At 62.8% G+C, this 18,024-nt stretch carries 4 protein-coding genes; all 4 read right to left on the reverse strand.

Annotated features, from left to right (window positions below; genetic code table 11):
* Positions 1–3 precede the first annotated feature (3 nt).
* Genes K5D32_RS15315 through K5D32_RS15330 form a run of 4 tightly spaced genes read right to left on the reverse strand, consistent with a single transcriptional unit; the run spans position 4 to position 17,975 of the window.
* Positions 4–1,086, reverse strand: coding sequence for a Gfo/Idh/MocA family oxidoreductase (locus K5D32_RS15315; protein WP_221600860.1), 1,083 nt, complete (start codon positions 1,084–1,086; stop codon positions 4–6).
* Positions 1,083–10,586: a type I polyketide synthase gene (locus K5D32_RS15320; RefSeq protein ID WP_221600862.1), complete on the reverse strand. Its 9,504-nt coding sequence runs from the start codon at positions 10,584–10,586 to the stop codon at positions 1,083–1,085. The genes K5D32_RS15315 and K5D32_RS15320 overlap by 4 nt, the downstream gene beginning before the upstream one ends.
* The gene (locus K5D32_RS15325; RefSeq protein WP_221600864.1) at positions 10,573–11,802 is read right to left on the reverse strand and encodes an MFS transporter; all 1,230 of its coding nucleotides are present in this window, start codon (positions 11,800–11,802) and stop codon (positions 10,573–10,575) included. The genes K5D32_RS15320 and K5D32_RS15325 overlap by 14 nt, the downstream gene beginning before the upstream one ends.
* Positions 11,799–17,975 (reverse strand): non-ribosomal peptide synthetase, encoded by a 6,177-nt coding sequence (locus K5D32_RS15330; RefSeq protein ID WP_221600866.1) that lies wholly within the window; start codon positions 17,973–17,975, stop codon positions 11,799–11,801. Before K5D32_RS15330 ends, K5D32_RS15325 begins: the two co-directional genes overlap by 4 nt.
* Positions 17,976–18,024: the final 49 nt, after the last annotated feature.

The following is an 18,024-nucleotide window of genomic DNA, read 5'->3' on the forward strand; positions in this document are numbered from 1 at the left end:
GGCTCAGACCTCCGCCCGCAGCTGTTCGGCATCGATGATGCGCGGCGGCGTAGCCGAACGCTGCTCGGCAGCTCCGGCGCAGCGCAGGGTTTCCTGCCAGAGCCGGGCCAGCGCCAACTGATAATCGCCGTTCAGATTGGCGGCAACAGGCTCGCCCTGAATGCAGGCTTTCAAACGCTGCAACAGCCAGGCGACACCCGCAGGCCCTTCGATTTCATGGGCGCTGCGCCAGTGGCTGGCTGCCGGATGCAGCGGTAATGCTGTGGCTCGCTCAAGGTAGTGGGCGGTGCTGGCGTAGAGCGTCTGCCGATCATCGTTGTGGGTGTCCGCATGCAGCGCGGGCGTCCAGTTGACCGGGCCATAACTGGCGTCCAGCGACAGATAGCCGCTGCTCCAGGCCAGGTTCAACTGGTGCATGACCAGGCTGTGCAGGTCGGGATCGTCAGGGTCCATCCAGCTTTGCAGGCGCAGCAGCACACGGCTGCCCGGCAGGTTGAGCGACAGGGTGTGAAAGTCCGAATCGCGATCCACCAGGCTCACGTTGGCCTGCGCCGCCAGCTCGCAGCCCAAGGCTTGCAACAGCAGGTCCAGGCTCGAATAGAGCAACTGGCGACTGGTGGTCAGTTGCGCCAGTTGCGGTTTCTGACCATCCAGCAATTGGCTGACACGCTGCGCTGCACCGGTCCAGCAACGACCGGCTTCAGTGTGCGGGTAGAAACTGTTGACGATGTAATGCAACCCCGACTGTGCGGCCAGTTGCTGGTGACGGGCGATTTCATCCGGGTGAACCGGGTGTTCCTGAATGACATGCAGGCCACGGCGCAGCAGCTTTTCCGTGAGCTGCCCGCCGACTCCGCCAACGATGGCCGAGCGCACCACGACACAGGCAATGTCCAGGTCGCCGGGCAATTGCTCGATGTCGGTGTACAGCGGGATGCCGAAAGCATTGGCCAGCGCTCGGGAGCGCGGGCTGCCGTTGGCCAGCAGGCCAGCCAGTTGCAGGCCGGGTTGTTCATCCAGAAAGCTGTTGAGGTACAACTCGCCGAATTTGGCCCCGACGATCAGGACCTTCAAAGGTGTACTCATTGCTGATGCTCCTTGTGGGTAGCGGCCAGCCAGGCGTTGATGGAGGCGGCGGTGCGCTGGGTCTGTGTCGGTTCGAGCAGCAGTTGCCAGTGATCGCAGTCCATGGATTCACGTCGGGCTTGTGCAGCCCACGCCTGCCAGTCCTGCTCGGCCGGTAGCCAATGCGCCGGCCGCCCTTCGGCGGTCAGCCACAGGCACGGCAGGTTCAGGTGCTGCGGACGTGAGTGCTGGCTCAGCAGCTTCATCAAATGCTCGATGCGGAGCAGCCATTGCTGTGCCTGCTCCGGCTCCGGCTGGTTTTTCAGGACGCCGGCACGGGTGGCATTGCCCATGAACACTTCCAGTTGCCTGGACGGGGAGAGCTGTTCCAGATCGTCGGGCAACTCGACGGTTTTCTCGCCCTTGGCCATCAGGCGTAACAGGCCCGAACGGTTCTCGAAGTGGAAGTCCTCTCGGCAGACCGGATCAAGCAGGATCAGGCGCACTTGTTGACCCTCACGCTGCAGCAGGTGGGCAGCGGCTTCGGCCACGAACGTGCCATAGGACCAACCCAGCAGCACATACGGCCCGCTGGCCTGTTGGCGGCGAATGGCCCGCACATAATGCGCAGCCAGATCCTGCAAGGAGTGCGCGTTCAGTGCATCCGCTGCCTGTAGCCCGAAGACCTGCATATCCAGCGCCTGAGCCAGCGGCAGGTAAGCGCCTATCTCGCCATCGGAGGCATGGAACACAAACATCGGCAGCTTGTTGCGGCCACGGGCCAGTGCCAGAGGGTTGTCGTCCGAACGGGTTTCGGTGGTCTGCAAGGTGGCGCAGAAGTAGCCCAGCCGTGGGTTATCGAACAGGCTGCGCAGGCTGCTGCCGGGGTAACCCATACGGTTGAGGCGCGCGATCATGCGAGTCGCGATCAGGCTGTCGCCGCCACTCTGGAAGAAGTCGCTCTCGGCATCCAGTGTTTGCCCGAGCAGTTCCTGCCAGAGCTGGGCGACGGCGTTCAGTGTGGCCGGGTTCGCGACCGCAGTCGGCCTGGATTCGGCCGTTGCTTGCACGGTGCGCTGATTGCTGGCGGTGTTCAGCAGGTGTTCGACCTGACGCACTTCCAGTGGCCAGTACGTCTCTTGCTCAATCTGATTGCGTACAGCCGACAGATCCAGATGACCATTGCCTTCTGCGCGGGCCAGCATGAAGTGCTGGCGCATGCTGTCCTGAGCCTGTTGCGGCCAGTTCATCACCCAACTGAAACCCGAAGCCTGCACGGCCGTGCGCCAGCGTGGCAGGTCCAGCATGGCTTTGTCGTCGTCGCCGCGAGCATCCTCGAAGTCACTGAGGTTTTCGATAAAACCGATGCTCGCCAGTTGCAAGGCGCTGTCACGTTCGGTGGCTTCCACCAACAGCAGATGCCCACCGCTGCGCAACAGGCGATGCAGGCGTTTGAGCGAGCGCGGCACATGGGTTACGTCATGCAGCACGTTGACGGCAACGATCAGGTCATAACCCTGTTCCGGATGCTGGCTGAAATCCACCGGCTGATTCAGGTCCAGCAGCGAGCAGTTCAGTTGCGGCCAGGCGGCAAAGCGTTCCCGGGCCTGCTCAAGGAACAGGCTGGAGATATCCGTGAAGCGGTATTCGCTCAAATGGCTTTCCAGGAGTGGCAACAGGTGTTCGGTGGTCGCACCGGTACCGGCACCGACCTCCAGAACCCGCAGGTCGCGACGTTGCCCGGCCAGAGCCTTGGCGGTCAACGCGACGGTACGGTTCAGGCACTGCAAGACCGGGTTTTCGCTGTAGAAGGCTTGCACCACCGAATCGTTGCCACCGAACAGCAGGCCCAGCGCAGAACGCTCGCCGCGCAGCAGTTCGCCGTGCAGTTCGATGCAAGTGTTCAGGTAGGTCGCCAGTGTCTGGCTCCATCCGGCTTCAGGCAGCGCTTCCAGAGCCTGACGCACTTGCGGCAGCGGCTGCACGGTCGTGTAGCGTTGTCCTTCCTGTTTGACCCAACCCTGTTGGCACAGCATCGCCAGCCATTGGCGCAGCAGGCCGGTGAACTGAGGCAAGGCCCCAAGACGCGCCATCACTTGAGGCAGGTCGTGGCTCTGACCGGCTTCACTGAACAGGCCGTGTTTGTTCAGCGTCTCGACAATGCCCTGGCGGGCACGGCTTTCGAGCGCTTGCCAGCTCTGGTCCACTTCCCGACGCTGGGCGTCGCTCAGGTCCGGCAGTTCGTTCAGCGGCAGTGGCAGCGGGGCGAGGATACTGTCATCAAAGGCTGCCGGTTCTCTGGCGACCAGTTCACCCAGCAAGGTGCGGCCATCGGTATCGACGCTGATTCTTGCGGCCTGAACGCCTTGAGCACGGCGCAACTGCGCCTCAAGGGCTTGCGGGTCGAAGGGTTCGCCGTCCAGATTGACCGACCAGTCGTGGCGCGGCAGATCGGGCTGGTCATCGAAGCCCTGGGGCTGGCTTGCCAGCTTCTGCAACAACTCGCCATAGGCCTGGAACAGGCTGTCGATCAAACCATCGGCCAGCACGTCTTCCATGCAGTACCAACTGAACACCAGCTCTCCGTCGATCTCCATGACCTGATGATCGAGCCAGACCTGCGGTGTCTGGGTAAAGACATGCACCGGGTCGCCGAGGGTCGAAGTCATGGCCTGATCGATGGCTTTACCGTCCAGCGACATGCCGAGCATGCTGGTGAACACCACCGGCATGGCAGGTTGTCTGCTCTGGCCCTGACGGCGTGTGAGTTCGCGCATCAGTTCCACACCGTTGACGCGGGTGTGAGTGAGGCGCTGCCACAAGCGTGCCTGGGTACTTTCCATGACCTGACGCAGGCTGTCGCCGCGTCCCAGCTGGAAGTCGATCAACAACACCGACGTGAAATCGCCGATCAATTGCTGGACCTGCGGATGCAGCGGGCGGCGGTTGAAATAGGTCAGGTTGAGGGTGAAGTCCTGGGTACGGCTGACGCTTTCCAGGGTCTGGGCAAACAACGCCAGCAAGGCCGCGGAGGCGGTGACGCCCGACTGCTGGCATTGAGTCTTGAAGTGGCTCCAGTGTTCGGCTCCCAGAGTGGCCTGCAGGGTGCGGAAACGTGGCTGGCCTTGTTGCGGCACGGCGGCCATGGGCAACTGCGGTGCAGGCGGCAAGTGCTCCAGAGTGTCCTGCCAGTAGCGCCAGGATTGGCGCCATTGCAGGCTGTCGCGCTGGGCCAGGTCGGTCAGTACATAGTCGCGGAAGGTCAGTTGCAGAGGCGCAAGGTCCTGACCGGCATAGGCGGTGGCCAGATCGTCCATCATCACCTTGAAACTCTGTACATCGAACAGCAGCAGATCGAGGTTCATGTGCAAACGGCAATGCCCGGCATCCAGTTCGCTGACGGTAACTTCAAACAGAGGCCAGCGGTCGGCAGGCAGGACCCGATACGACATCTCTTCACGAATGCCCAGCAAGCGCTGTTGTTGCTGTTCCTGAGGCAAGTCGCGCAGGTCATTGCGTGGCAGCTTGTACCAGGACGTCTGTTCAAGTATGCGTTGCCGACCGTCGCTGTCCACCACCATGCGCAGCATGTCGTGACGAGCGATCAGCGCATTCCAGGCCCGCTCGAAACGGGTCAGGTCAAAGTCGGCATAGGCCTTGTCCCACTCGAACAGCACATGGCAGGCCACGCCGCCGTATTCGATCAGGTCGGTACGTCCCAGCCAGTAGGCGTGCTGAATCGGTGTCAGCGGGAACGGCTCGAAGCGGGCCTTTGGATCAGGCACGATCTGCAGATCGTTCGAGGCCACCGGTGCTTTCCCGGCATCGGCCAGCAACAGGGCGCTCAGGCCACGGATGCTCAGGTCGCGATAGGCCTGCTCGGCGTCCAGACGAATACCCAGTTGGCGCTGGATATCGCTGCTCAGTTCCAGGAACAGCAACGAGTCCAGGCCCAGTTGCATCAGGTCCTGATTGTCCGCAGGCGCAGAGCCTGGAGCCAGACGCAATTGTCGGCAGATCGATGCGCTCAGCCACTGGCTCAAGGCTTGACGATCGGCCTGTGCCTCGCCGGTGAGGACCGGTGCTGCAATGGCATCGGTCTGCCGGGTGTTTTTGGCCTGAGATCGGGCGACAGGCTGTTCGGCCTGTTGTGCGAACAGGTTGCGACGCGGGTCGATGCGTTCATGATCCACGCGCATTGCCAGATGCCATGGCGCACCGCGCATGACGGCTTGTTCCAGATGCCAGAGGCCTTCGCCGGTTTGCAGCGTGCCCATGCCGCCCTGAGCCAGTCTGGCATGCAGGTTGTCTTCGGCGGCCCGGCCGATTTCACCCCACGCACCCCAGGCAATGCTGATGGTGCGCAGACGGGTTCCAGGACTGGACTCGGCCAGACCGTCCAGATAAGCGCTGGCCAGCGCATGGGCACCCTGGCCCGGCGCGCCGAGGCTGGCGGCTGCCGAAGAGTAGAGCAGCAGGTAGCGGCCCTGATCGGCCAGTACGGTCTGGAGCTGGCGGGCTGCCGAGCATTTGACCTGCAACAGCGGTTGCATGCGTTCAGTGTCTAGGTTGGCCAGTGGTGTATCGTCCAGCAGACCGGCGCTGTGAATCGCACCGTTCAGGCCGCCGTCCAGTTGCAGGTCTTCCAGGCACATGCCCAGCGCCGCCGGGTCGCTGACATCACATTCAAACCAGCGCAGTTCGCAGCCATGCGCCTGTTGCAGCCGGGCGAACCATTGCCCGGCATCTTCAGGGCAGCGAGGGGCGAGCAGGGCAATGTGACGGGCACCGTGATGAGCCAGCCATTCGACGCTCAAGCGACCCAGCCCGCCAAAGGCACCGGTGACCACATGCCAGCCATTGCCGTTGAAACTTTGTGCAGGCAGGTTGGTAGTGCTCTGAGGTTGGGTGGCCAGTGCCTGGGTTTGTACCAGGCCATTGCGTATTGCGATCCAGCGTTCGCCGCTCTGTGCGGCGCTCAGTCCCGGCAAGAGCGGTTGCCATTCGTCACTGCCATTCAGATCGATAGCCGCCAGCGCCCGCTCCGGTTGCTCGGCACTGGCAACCTTTAGCAGGCCCCAGATTGCGCGCTGTTCCGGGTTCACAGCGATATCGCCAGCCGGTGCCCAGGCATTGCGGGTGACCACCAGCAACGGCTGATCAGTGTTGTGGGTCAGGGCGTTGAGCACGTCGTTGGTGATGGCTTGCAACTCGCCATTTTCCACGATCAGCAGGCAGGCCCTGGCGTCAGGGTCGTGAACGACGCCCACAGCGGCCAGTGCCGGTCGCGCGCTGGCCGGTTCAATGCGCAACGCGGGTACAGCGGCGTCCTGCATTTTCAGCGTTTGCCACTGCCAGGTGTAATGAGTGCCGGGCGCTGCTTTCAGTGCGGGTAGGGAAGTGCTGGCCGCAGGCTGGTTATCGGCGCTGCCCAGCAGGAGCCATTGCCCTTGGTCATTGCGTTGCTTGAGGGTGACACGGGCGACGCCAAACGGGCTGGCGCACCATTCCAGCGACAAGCCGTCCAGCCGCTCCGGCAAAGTCACGGGCTGATTGAATACCGGTACCTGGCGCGCATCGCCATGCCGCGCAGCCAGTTCGCTGCAAGCCTGTTGCAGACGCGCCTGCCAGCGTTGCGGCTGACCGACACAATCTCGCCAGTCGGGCTGATAGAGGCTTTCACCCAGTTGTCGACCCAGAACAGCGCTGCCACTGTCATGACAGGCACTGGCCGCGCTGCTGACGACGTTCGACGCCTGTGTGCGGGCCAGCAGAATATGTTCGCTGATATTGGCGGTGGCGCTGCCATCGTCCGGCAGCCAGTCCAGGCGCTCGAAACCGCTTTCCCGGCATTGCTGCTGCCAGTGTTCGGTGGACAGGAACAACTCGCCGCCACGGGCCTGTTCGTCGTGCAGCGGCAGTACCAACGGGCCGAACACGAAATCGAAAAGCCGCATCGGGCGGGTGATTTCACGCATCAACAGACCGCCACCGGGTTTGAGCAGCGGACGCAGGTTCTGCAGGGTCTGGCCCACATGCTGGGTGGCGTGGATCACGTTGGCGGCGACGATCAGGTCATAATGACCGGCCTGGAAACCTTGCTCGCTGGCCGGTTTCTGCAGGTCGAACTGGGCGTAATCGACAAAGTCGTACTCGCTGAACTTGTCTTCGGCACGGCGGCTGAACAGGGCGGAAATGTCGGTGAAGCAATAACGTACATCCGCCAAATCCTTGAGCTCGGGCAACAGCCAGGCGGTGGTGCCGCCTGTACCGCCACCGACTTCCAGAATGCGCAACGGACCGCCGCCGTTCTGCCGGTTCTGGTTGACCAGCCCGGCTATCACGCCTGCGGCGATCTGGTTGAAATAGCGCCCGAAACTGAATTGCTGATACAGCACTTCCACGCCGCTCGACGCGCTTTCCGGGAAGATCACCGCCACGGGTTCTACCGAGCCATTCATCATGGCGAAAAGCTGCTCGCCAGCGCGCTCGACCGTTTCGGCGATCACGTCCAGGCCTTCGCAGCAGTCGCGCAATTCCTTGAGCAGAGCGGCGCGTTGTTCGTAAGGCACGGGAATGGCGGTGCGATAGCGGCCTTGTTCCTGCGCGTAATAACCGTCCTCGACACAGGCATTGAGCAAGCGCACCAGCAGTTGCCGATGACGCGGCAGCAGACGCCCTCCACGCAGGATGTCCAGCGCCGGAGCACCGGTATCGATGCGTTCACCCACGCACTGGCGAACCATCTGGTCGACATAGATGGCGTGCAGTTTGGTCACGCACGCGTAGAGACGTTCCAGACGCCGCAGATCCAGGCTTGCGCCTTCCTGCACGACGGCCTTGCGACCGGCTTCCAGCAATGGATCCTGTTGAGTCACAGTGAGCGCCTGACGCGGCGTATCGCACCAGTAGCGTTGTTCATCGAAGGCATAGAGCGGTGCCTGGATACGTTGTCCGCTGCTGGGCAGCAACTCGCGCCATGGCAGATGTGCGCCAGCGGCGAACAGGCGCAGCAGGCTGTCCTGCAAGACGACCTGCGCGGGCTTTTGGCGTCGGGCGCTGGCAATCCAGTACACGCCCGGTTGTTGCAGGCGAGTGCCGATGCCGGTCAGAGGTGCATCGGGGCCAAGCTCCAGGCTGATGCCGACGCCGGTTTGCAGTGCGTGTTGCAGGGCTTGGTGGAAACGCACCGGCTCGCGCATGTGCCGACGCCAGTAATCGCTGCTTTCCAGCTCGGCCTGAGTCAGCGGCTGGCCGGTCAGGGTCGAGATCACCGGGACTTTTGCCGGGTTGGCATGCAAGCGGGCGCAGGCTTGCTGGAACTCGTCGAGGATCGGGTCGAGCAGGCGAGAGTGCGCTGCACCGGCCACGCTCAGGCGGTTATGGCGGATCTGCAAGTCGTGCAGCGTCTGCGCCAGAGCTTCGATGCCTTCGCGGCTGCCCGATGCCACCCGATGTTGTTCGGCGTTATGCACGGCAATCTCGACGCCATGCTGGCGGGCCAGCGGTTCCAGCGTCGCTTCGTCGCAGAATACGGCGAGCATCGTGCCTTCGGCAGCGCTCTGGTTCATCAGGCGACCACGGGTAATGACCAGCGGCAGCACGTCTTCCAGACGGTAGATTCCGGCGATCACCACGGCCGCGAACTCACCCACCGAATGACCGATCAGCAGGTCCGGCGTCAGACCCTGTTCGCGCCAGTGGGCGGCCATGGCCACAGCAAAGGCCACGATGGCCGGTTGCGCATAATCCATGCGGTCGATCAGGGCGTCATGCTCGCCGAACATCACCGATTGCAGCGAAGGCTGAAGGTGCGCGGCGCAGGCGGCGAAGCTGCGGTCCAGACTTTCGGTAAACGCCTTGGCCTGGCCATAGAGGCTTTTGCCCATGCCTGCCCATTGGCTGCCCTGGCCACTGCATAACCAGAGTTGCGCACCTTGTTGGGCGTGGCCGTCATGCAGCAGTGCATCGCTGTTGCCTTGGGCAAAGGCTTCAAGTGCCGGGGCCGTTTCATCATGTAGCGGCACCGCCAAACGATAAGGCAGGTCGAGCTGGCGGCCATGCAGCGCGGTATGGGCCAGATTGGCCGGGACGTTGCTGGTCTTGAGTTGCAGGGCATAGCGACCGGCCAGTTGCCGCAGCGAAGTCTGGCTGGCGGCACTGAGCAACAGGGCGCTGGCCTCAGGTTTGGGGCTGGCGCTACGCAAGGTGTCGGGTACGGCTTCGACGATCACATGGCAGTTGGTGCCGCCGATTCCGAAGGAGGACACGCCCGCGCGGCGCGGCCCGGCTGGCCAGTCGCGAGGCTGGGTCGGGACCTTGAACGGGCTGTTATCCAGTTGCAGTGCCGGGTTGGCTTGCTCGAAGTTGATGCTGGGTGGAATCCGCCCATGGCTGACGGCAAGTACGGTCTTGATCAGGCTGGCGATACCGGCTGCGGTGTCCAGATGGCCCAGATTGCCCTTGACCGAACCCAGCGCACAGCCACCGATGTCGCTGCGCTGGGCGAATACATCGCGCAGCGCCTGCACTTCGATGGGGTCGCCCAGTGGCGTGCCGGTGCCGTGAGCTTCGATCATGCCGATGCTGGCGCAATCGATATCGGCCAGCAGCAGGGCGTCGCTGATGACTTCACGCTGGCCGACCACCGATGGCGCGGTGTAACCGACCTTGTGATGACCGTCGTTATTGATTGCGCTACCGCGCAGTACGGCCAGAACCGGATCGCCGTCGCGCAAGGCATCTTCCAGGCGGCGCAGTGTCACGGCACCGACGCCATTGCCGGCAAAGGTGCCCTGAGCGCTGGCGTCGAAAGGACGACAGCGCCCGTCCGGCGAGAAAATCATGCCCGGCTGGTAGAGATAACCGGCCTGTTGCGGAAACGACACCGCAACACCACCCGCCACGGCCATGGAGCATTCGCCGCTGCGCAGGCTTTCACAGGCCATATGCACGGCGACCAGCGAACTGGAGCAGGCCGTCTGCACCGTCATGGCCGGGCCGCGCAGGTTGAGTTTGTAAGCGGCGCGGCTGGCCAGGTAATCCTTGTCGTTGCCCATCAAGGCTTGCAGGCCCTTGACCTGAGCCACTTCGGTAACGCTGATATTGTCACGGCCCGGATAAGTGCTCATGCGCCCGGACGCAAACACGCCGGTCTTGTGAACAACGTCGCGGGGTGCAAAACCCGCATGCTCCAGAGCGTGCCAGACGGTTTGCAGGAACAGGCGTTGCTGTGGGTCGATGGACTCGGCTTCCTGACGCGAATAGCCGAACAGCGCGGCATCGAAGCGGTCAGGGTTGTCGATGGTGGAGGCCACATTGACGAAATCGGGGTTGTCGATCAGCGCCGGGTCCAGCCCGGCGGCCAACAGTTCTTCGCGGCTGAAACGGCGGCTGCATTCGCGGCCGTTCAGCAAATTCTGCCAGTACTCGGCACTGTCGCTGGCACCCGGGAAACGGCAAGCCAGACCAATGACGGCGATGGGTTCACTGGTGCCGTAGAACTCTTCAAAGGTGTGCATGAATGACCTCTTGGGCAGGAGCGGTAGACGTAGAAGGAGTGGATGAAGTGCGTTCAAGGCGGCGACGCAGCCGCAACGCTGGCCACAGGCAAAGGCAGGCAATGGCCGACAGAATGGCCAGCAACGCCGGATAGCCCAGGTGATGGGCGACTTGCAGGGCAGCCATCGAGCCGAGCATGGCAATGGCGGCATCCACCGATTGCAGCAGGGCGTAGTCCGAGGCCGGTTGATGCGGGCGAACGACGCCCATCAACAGGTTGTAGAGGGTGACGAAGCTGATGGCCGCCGCGACGTTGACCAGCGCGAACAGCGCCAGCCAGGCCGTCAGGCTGTAGAGCGTTGCGCCCAGTGCCGCCGCGACGGCGATTGCGGCGTGAATGCTCATGGCAGGCAGCAGGCAGCGCCATGCACCGAAACGCCTGGCCATCCAGCCGCCGAGCAGTACGCCAATCGCGCTGGCAAGGGTGCCGTACAGCGTTGTTACAAAGCCCAGATCCCCGAGGCTCAAGCCTTGATCCAGCAGCAGAACGGTTTGCACAGCCATCAGGCCGCGCATGGCCAGGTAGTAAATGGCGGTCAGGCACAGCGCAGGCCACAGGGCAGTGAAGCTGCTGAGGTCCAGTTTTGGACGCTGTGCCGCTTCAGTGCCGACCTTGCTGGCGGGCAGCAGACCTATCGGCAGCAACAGCAGCAATGAAACCGCCGCCATCCCGGTAAAACCCGCACGCCAGCCCCAGCGCTCGGCCAGAAACAGGAACACGAACGAGCCGAACACCACGCCCAGATAACTGCCGCCCACTTGCGCGGTATTGGCGAACGGACGACTGGCGGCATCGCAGGTGGTGATGGTGATGCCGTCTGCATAGATATCGTGACTGGCCGACAGCAACGCCAGCAGCATCAGACCGGCCATGATCGGATAGATCGAATGCTCTGGTGCCAAGAAACCGAGCGTCAGCAAGGTCGCCGCCATGCACAGTTGCAGGATCACCAGGCTGCCCAGATAACGGTTGCCGCGCAGGGAAATGCTGTGGCGTTCGCACCAGGGTGCCCAGAGAAACTTGCCGACCCAGGGCAGGAATGTCAGCGACAGCAGGCTGAGGCTGGCAAGGTCCAGACCGTGGTGACGGAAATAGCCGACCACTCCTTGCAGCATCAGGGCCGTGAGCATGCCTTGATGCAGGTAGTAACACCAATAAGGCAGGTAGCGGGTCATGAAACACTCCCGATACGGCGCAGCCGCCTGGCGTTACGCTGGGTCAACTGGCTGCGACGGGCCTGTTCCAGATCCTCGACGACCGGCGCTGTCTGGCTCAGATGCAGAGCCAGCGCACGGGCATTGGGGTAGCCGAACAGATCCGTCACTTGCAGTTGCGGATAGCCCAGTTGGGTCAGGCGGATATGCAGCTGCACCAGCTTCAGAGAACTTGCGCCAGCATCGAAGAAGTTCTGTCGGCAATCGTGCAGCTTCAGCCCGATCACTTCGCTGAAGCTCTGACGGATCTGCTCGACGATCTGCTCATCAACCGGGCTGCCAATGTCTACCGATTGCGGCACTGGCAGTGCGCGGGGCAGGGCCGTGACCGAGGCGCTTGCCTGATTGCGCGTCACCAGTTGTTCCAGCGGCAAGGCCCAGGCCTGAGGCTGTTCGGCCAGTTGACGCAACAGAGCCACGTACTGCGCAAACATGGCGCGCAGCATGGCAGGCTCGAAAAGGGCCTCGACCGCGTCCCAGTTCAGGCACAGATCGCCTTCCGATTCGTAGACCTGATGGTCCAGCCAGATCTGCGGGGTCTGGGAAATGCCCCAGACCGGCTTGAGCCAGGACGACTCGGCCATGAAGCGACCCTTGTCGAAGCCCAGCGCACTGGTGAACACCACCGGCATTTGCGCGGCGGCCATGCCGTTGCGTCTGGCCAGTTCACGCATCACCCGGATCGCCGAGTGGTCGCGTTGGGCCAGGTCACGCCAGAGTCGTTGTTGCAGACGTTGAGCACTGCCGAGCCATTGGCCGTTGGGTTGCCAGGCCAGTAACAGCAAGGAGGTGAAGTCGCCCAGTACCCGGTCGATATGCGGATGCAAGGGCTGACGATCGAACAGCGTCAGGTTCAGGGTCAGTTCGCGTTCGCTGCTCCAGGCGGAGAGCACGGCGGCAAAGGCACTGAGCAGCACCCCCGAAGGTGTCAGTTGATGCTGATGGGCCTGGGTTTTCAGACGTTCCCAGGTGTCTGCCGGAATCCGTTCGGCCAGACGCACGAAGCGCGGTGTGCCGACTTCGCTTGGGTCACGTCGCAAGGGCAGACGCGGCGCAGGCGGCAGGCTGTCCAGACGACGCTGCCAATAGGCTTTGGCAGTGGCGGCCTCGGGTTGTGCGGCGCGCAGGCACTGGTAATCCCGGAAGCCGATCTCGATAGGCTCCAGTTCGCGGTCAGGTTGCTGATACAGCACTTCCAGTTCGGCCAGCAGAATCTGCATGCTCATGCCGTCGAGCAACAGGTTGTCCAGGCTGATGAAAATGCTGCTGTGGGTGCCGCCATCCTCGGCAATCTGCACATCGAACAATGGCCACTGTTCCGGGTTCAGCACCTGATGCGACAGACGGTCACGCAGCGCCAGCGTTTCGGCAGCCTGCAACGAGCTGACGCGATGACGTTGCGGGACAAAAGCCGGAACCTGCTCCAGCACTTGCAGACGACCATCACGCACCACGGCCCGCAGGGTGTCGTGGCGGGCGATCAACTGTTGCCAGACCGCCTCGAAACGCTGGATATCCAGTTGCTCGACACTGAACTCGATAAAGAAATGCGCACCCACGCCACCCAGCACGAAGCCGGGCTGACGGCCCACCAGATAGGCTTCTTGCACATCGCTCAAGGCGAAAGGCTGATAGCGGCCAGCGGGATCGTGTTCCAGGCTGGTTGCGGGCGCACTGTGGTCGGCGACCAGAGTGGCGGCGAAGGCCTGCAGGCTCGGGAAGTTGAACAGGTCGTCGAGCCGGGCGCGATAGCCATGCTTGCCCAGTTCGCCGATCAGTCGGGTGGCCAGCAGGGAATCGCCGCCGAGCTGGAAGAACTGGCTCTGGCAATGCACCGGGCCGCTCTGCAACAGCTCTTCCCAGAGACGGGCCAGCAATCGCTCGCTGTCGCTGCCGGGAGCCTGAGTGTCATCAAGGGTTTCGGCGGCAGGCTTGCAGAGCTGGGCCAGAGTCTTGTGGTCGATCTTGCCATTGGCGGTCAGTGGCAGGGCGTCGAGGAAGTACAGACGTTGCGGGACCATATAACCGGGCAATTCGCTGGCCAGAGCCTTGGCCAGTCGTGCCGCGTCCGGTTTTTGCAGCGTGTCGCTGGCGCGCAGGACTAAGCGTTGCATATCGCCCAGACGATCCGTCTGACCCGCTTCCAGCCCGGCGTGTGCCAGCAGGTCTTGCCAGTGAGCTGTATCGCGCAGTTGTTGCGCGGCGCTCTGGCCCTCATTGAGCAGATCGGCGCTGACCAATGCTAGCGGGGAAGCCTGCGCCAGTTCCAGCACACAGACGGCTGCGCTCGGTGTGCAGAGTTTCAGCCAGCGCTGGAGTGCCAGTGCTGGCTGATCGATGCGGTGCAACTGGTTATTGATCAGCAGCACATCGGCGCTGTGGCGCAGTGTCTGGAGTTCGGCATCGGTGTCGCGACAGACTTTGCCGTGGGCAAAGCGGGCCAGACGTTCCCGAGCCTTGAGGACCAACGCCTGGGACGCTTCGATGGCCGTGTAGTGCACCTGAGCGGCGCTCAGTCGCTCCAGCAGATGAACTGCGCCCACAGCGCTGCGGGCACCGGTTTCGATCAGTCGCACCGGGCGTTGCAGACGCTGGCTCAGGCTGGCAATGGAGGCCGCCAGTTGTTCGAGGGTTGCGCTGCTGCCAGCGCTTTGCAGCAACAGATGTTCGGGCGACCAGTACGGATGATCGAGCAGGGTCCGGGCATTGCGTTGGCCGCGCAGGATATCGCTGAGGGCGTCGTGGTGAGCGTTCAGCGCTTCCTTGAGGGCATAAGTTGAATCGTTGTCGGCGCTGCTGACCGATCCGGCACTGTGTGTGCGCTGCCATTGTCCATCGGCATTGCAGCTCAGGCGGCCTTGGGCGCTCAGCCAGTCCAGCCAGCGGCCCAACAACCCACGCCACGGTTCCTGAGCGCCATAGGTTTGCAGGGCAACGTCGAGGCTGACCGGTGTGCTGAAGTCCAGGCCGTTGAGGGACAGGTGCTGGATCAGGAAGTCAGCCAGCAGAGTATCCGGTGATGTCGACAGCTCAGGGATGCAGGAAGAAGCCAGCCAGTTGGCATAGTCGGCCGGTGTGCGTGGGTCGGCTTCCACCGGGCTGCACAGGCTTGAACCTTGGGGCACGACAAAGGCCACCAGACTTTTTTCTCGCTCGCCCAGGGCCATGCTGATGGCGCTCTTGACGCCTTCCAGACGATTGAATGCGGCGTCGATCTCGCCCAGTTCGATGCGATAGCCGCCGACCTTGACCTGCTTGTCGCGACGACCCAGAAACTCCAGAGTGCCGTCGGACCAGTAACAGCCCATGTCGCCGGTGCGATACCAGCGTGCGCCGTCCACTTCGACGAACTGCCGGGCGCTGCGCTCGATGTCGTTGAAGTAGCCTTGTGCGACGCCAATGCCGCCGATCCACAGTTCGCCTGCAACCCAGTCCGGGCAGTCGCGGCCCAGTTCATCCACCACGCGATAGCTCTGGTTGGCCAATGGCTGGCCATAGGGTATCGAGCGCCAGTTCGGCTCGACCCGCGCCACTGTGCAGGTGTTGGACCAGATGGCGGCTTCCGTCGCACCGCCCATGGCCACGAACTGGCCCTCGGCGCGGTATTGGTGATAGCGCTCGGGCAGGTCCAGGCCGATCCAGTCGCCGGACAGCATGACCACCCGCAGGTGCGCCGGGCTGTTCAGCTCGAAACCTTCGCTATAGGTCAGCAGCATGTCGAACAGGGCAGGCACGCTGTTCCATAGGGTGATGCCATGCTTGACGATCAGCTCGCACCACAGCGCCGGGTCGCGGCGTTGCTGTTCGTTGACCAGCACCACCGACGCACCTGCGCCAAGCACGCCAAAGATATCGTAGACCGACAGGTCGAAATGCAGCGCCGAGAGGGCCAGCACCCGGTCGTTTACATCGACCTGATGACGCTGGCTGATATCCACGCAGGTGTTCAAGGCGCTTTCATGGCTGATGACCACGCCCTTGGGCTCGCCGGTGGAACCCGAGGTGTAGATGATGTAGGCCGGTTGCTGCACATCCACTGGCACTTGCTCAAGCAAGGGTTCGCCGAGGATTGCCTGCTGCCAGTCGAGGCGATTGTCGATGTCGCTTTCGCGGGGTTCGTCGGCACTGGTCAGTACGCATTTCACCCCGGCACCTTTGTAGATCCCCAAGCGCCGCGCTAGTGGTTGATCGGGCGGCACGGGCACATAAATGGCACCTGCTTTCAGGATGCCCAGTACGGCGATGATCTGGCCGATGTCCTTGAACATGCTGACCGCGACCGTATCGCCTGCGCTCACGCCTCGGGCCTGCAGGCTGCCGGCCAGGCGGCTGGCCTGATCGATCACCTGGGCAAAGCTCAATTGGCGTTCGCCCTGAATCAGGGCGATGGCGTCTGGTGTGTCTTGAGCCTGAGCGAAGACCGCGTCGTGCAGCAGGCCTTCGGGCACGGGTTGCGCTGTGGCGTTGATACGCTCGCGGATCACGCGCTGGGTGGCGGGCATCAGTTCCGGTAGCGGACGTGACCAGCCGCTCGGGTCTGTGATCAGGGCCAGGACCTGCTCGAAATAGACCTCGAACAGCGTGTCGGTCAGGCCTTCGGGGAACAGGTCGTTGTTGCTGTCCCATTGCAGCATGATCTGGCCACGGTGCTCGAACGCCAGATGGTCGATCCACACCTGTGGGGTCTGGGAAATGCCCCAGCCCAGTTCGCCGATGGAGGTTTCTTCGGCTTCGCCATACAGGGGGCGTCCCAGGTTGCTGGTGAACACCAGAGGCGCGCCATGGGGATGGCGCTGGTGTTTCTTGAGTTCGCGCAGCACTTCAACGCCGGACCATGCGCTGTGTTCATGGACTTCGGCGAACGTGCGCTGATTGGCCAATGCCAGTTCGGCAAAGGTCTGGCCGTCACATTCCACAGGCAGCGGCAGGATATTGGTGAAGTCGGCGATCATGCCGGCTACGGCGGAGTGCAGCGGTTGGCGGTCGAACAGGGTCAGGTTCAGCAGAAGTTTCTGTTGGCCGCTCCAGCGACCCAGCACCGCGCTGAACAATGTGGCCAGCGCCATGGTCGGGGTGACGCCGTGGTTGCCGGCATGCTCCTTGAAAATCTGCCATTGCCCGGCGTCCAGTTGCCCGCGACGGCGGCTGATGCGGACCTGCTCGATACGCTCGGGCTCTTGGGCCAAGGGCAGGATCGGTGCCAGCGGCAAGTCATCCAGACGCGCCATCCACCAGGCTTTGGCCTGTTCGATACGGGCCTGATCGTTGCGCTCGATCTGGGTCAGGTAACTGCAAAAGTCGTAATCGGTGGGCGAGGGCGGCAGCGGCTGATCGGCGATCAGGGCAATCAGTTCCTCGAAAATCTGGTTGAAGCTGGCGGCATCGCAGACCAGCAGGTCGATATTCACCAGCAGCCGGTGCTTGCCTTCAGGCAGCAGGCACAACTGGAAGTCGAAGGTTTCACCGGTTTCGACCTGCAGGCGACGATGACCCAGTAGTTCACGCAATTGCAGGAGGCTCTGCTGGCGCGAAGCTTCGTCGTGCTGGCGCAGGTCATGAACCTTCAGACCCGGCCATGAAGAGTGCGGCTGCCATTGCTGACGACCGTCCGCCAGAAAGCGGGTCTTGAGCATCGGATGGCGTTCGATCAGTTGATAGATCGCAGCTTCCAGCACCTGTGCCGTCAGCCCATGACCATCGAACTCCTGATACAGGTGGCAACCCACGCCGCCCAGTGGCTGCTCGCTGGAGCGGCCCACCAGATAAGCGTGCTGCACCGGGGTCAGCGGGAACGGCTGGCCATCGCTCATGCGCGGCAGCGGTTCGGTTGCTTGTGGTACGGCGGTACCTGAAACCTTGGCGCGGGCATTGACCAGCAGGTCTTGCCAGCCCTCCAGCGTCGGCTGGTCATAAAGCTCGCTCAAGGTCACCTTGAAGCCCAGGCGACGAAAGCGATTGAGCCAGGCCATCAGGTGCATTGAATCAAGGCCCAGCCGCAGAAGATTGGCATCGCCTGGTAGCTGTTCGACGGGCAAACGAAGTTGCTTGGCGATTTCCTCGACCAGTGTTGCCGGGTCGAAGTCTTCAAGCGTTGTGCCGCGCGTAGTCGAGGCTTTTCTGGTCGATGTGTACATGGTGAGACTCCATCCAGACAAGTACTCGTGCCGCGCAGGGTTTGCGCGG

The organism is Pseudomonas cichorii, from assembly GCF_019719005.1.
Taxonomy (GTDB): domain Bacteria; phylum Pseudomonadota; class Gammaproteobacteria; order Pseudomonadales; family Pseudomonadaceae; genus Aquipseudomonas; species Aquipseudomonas cichorii_E.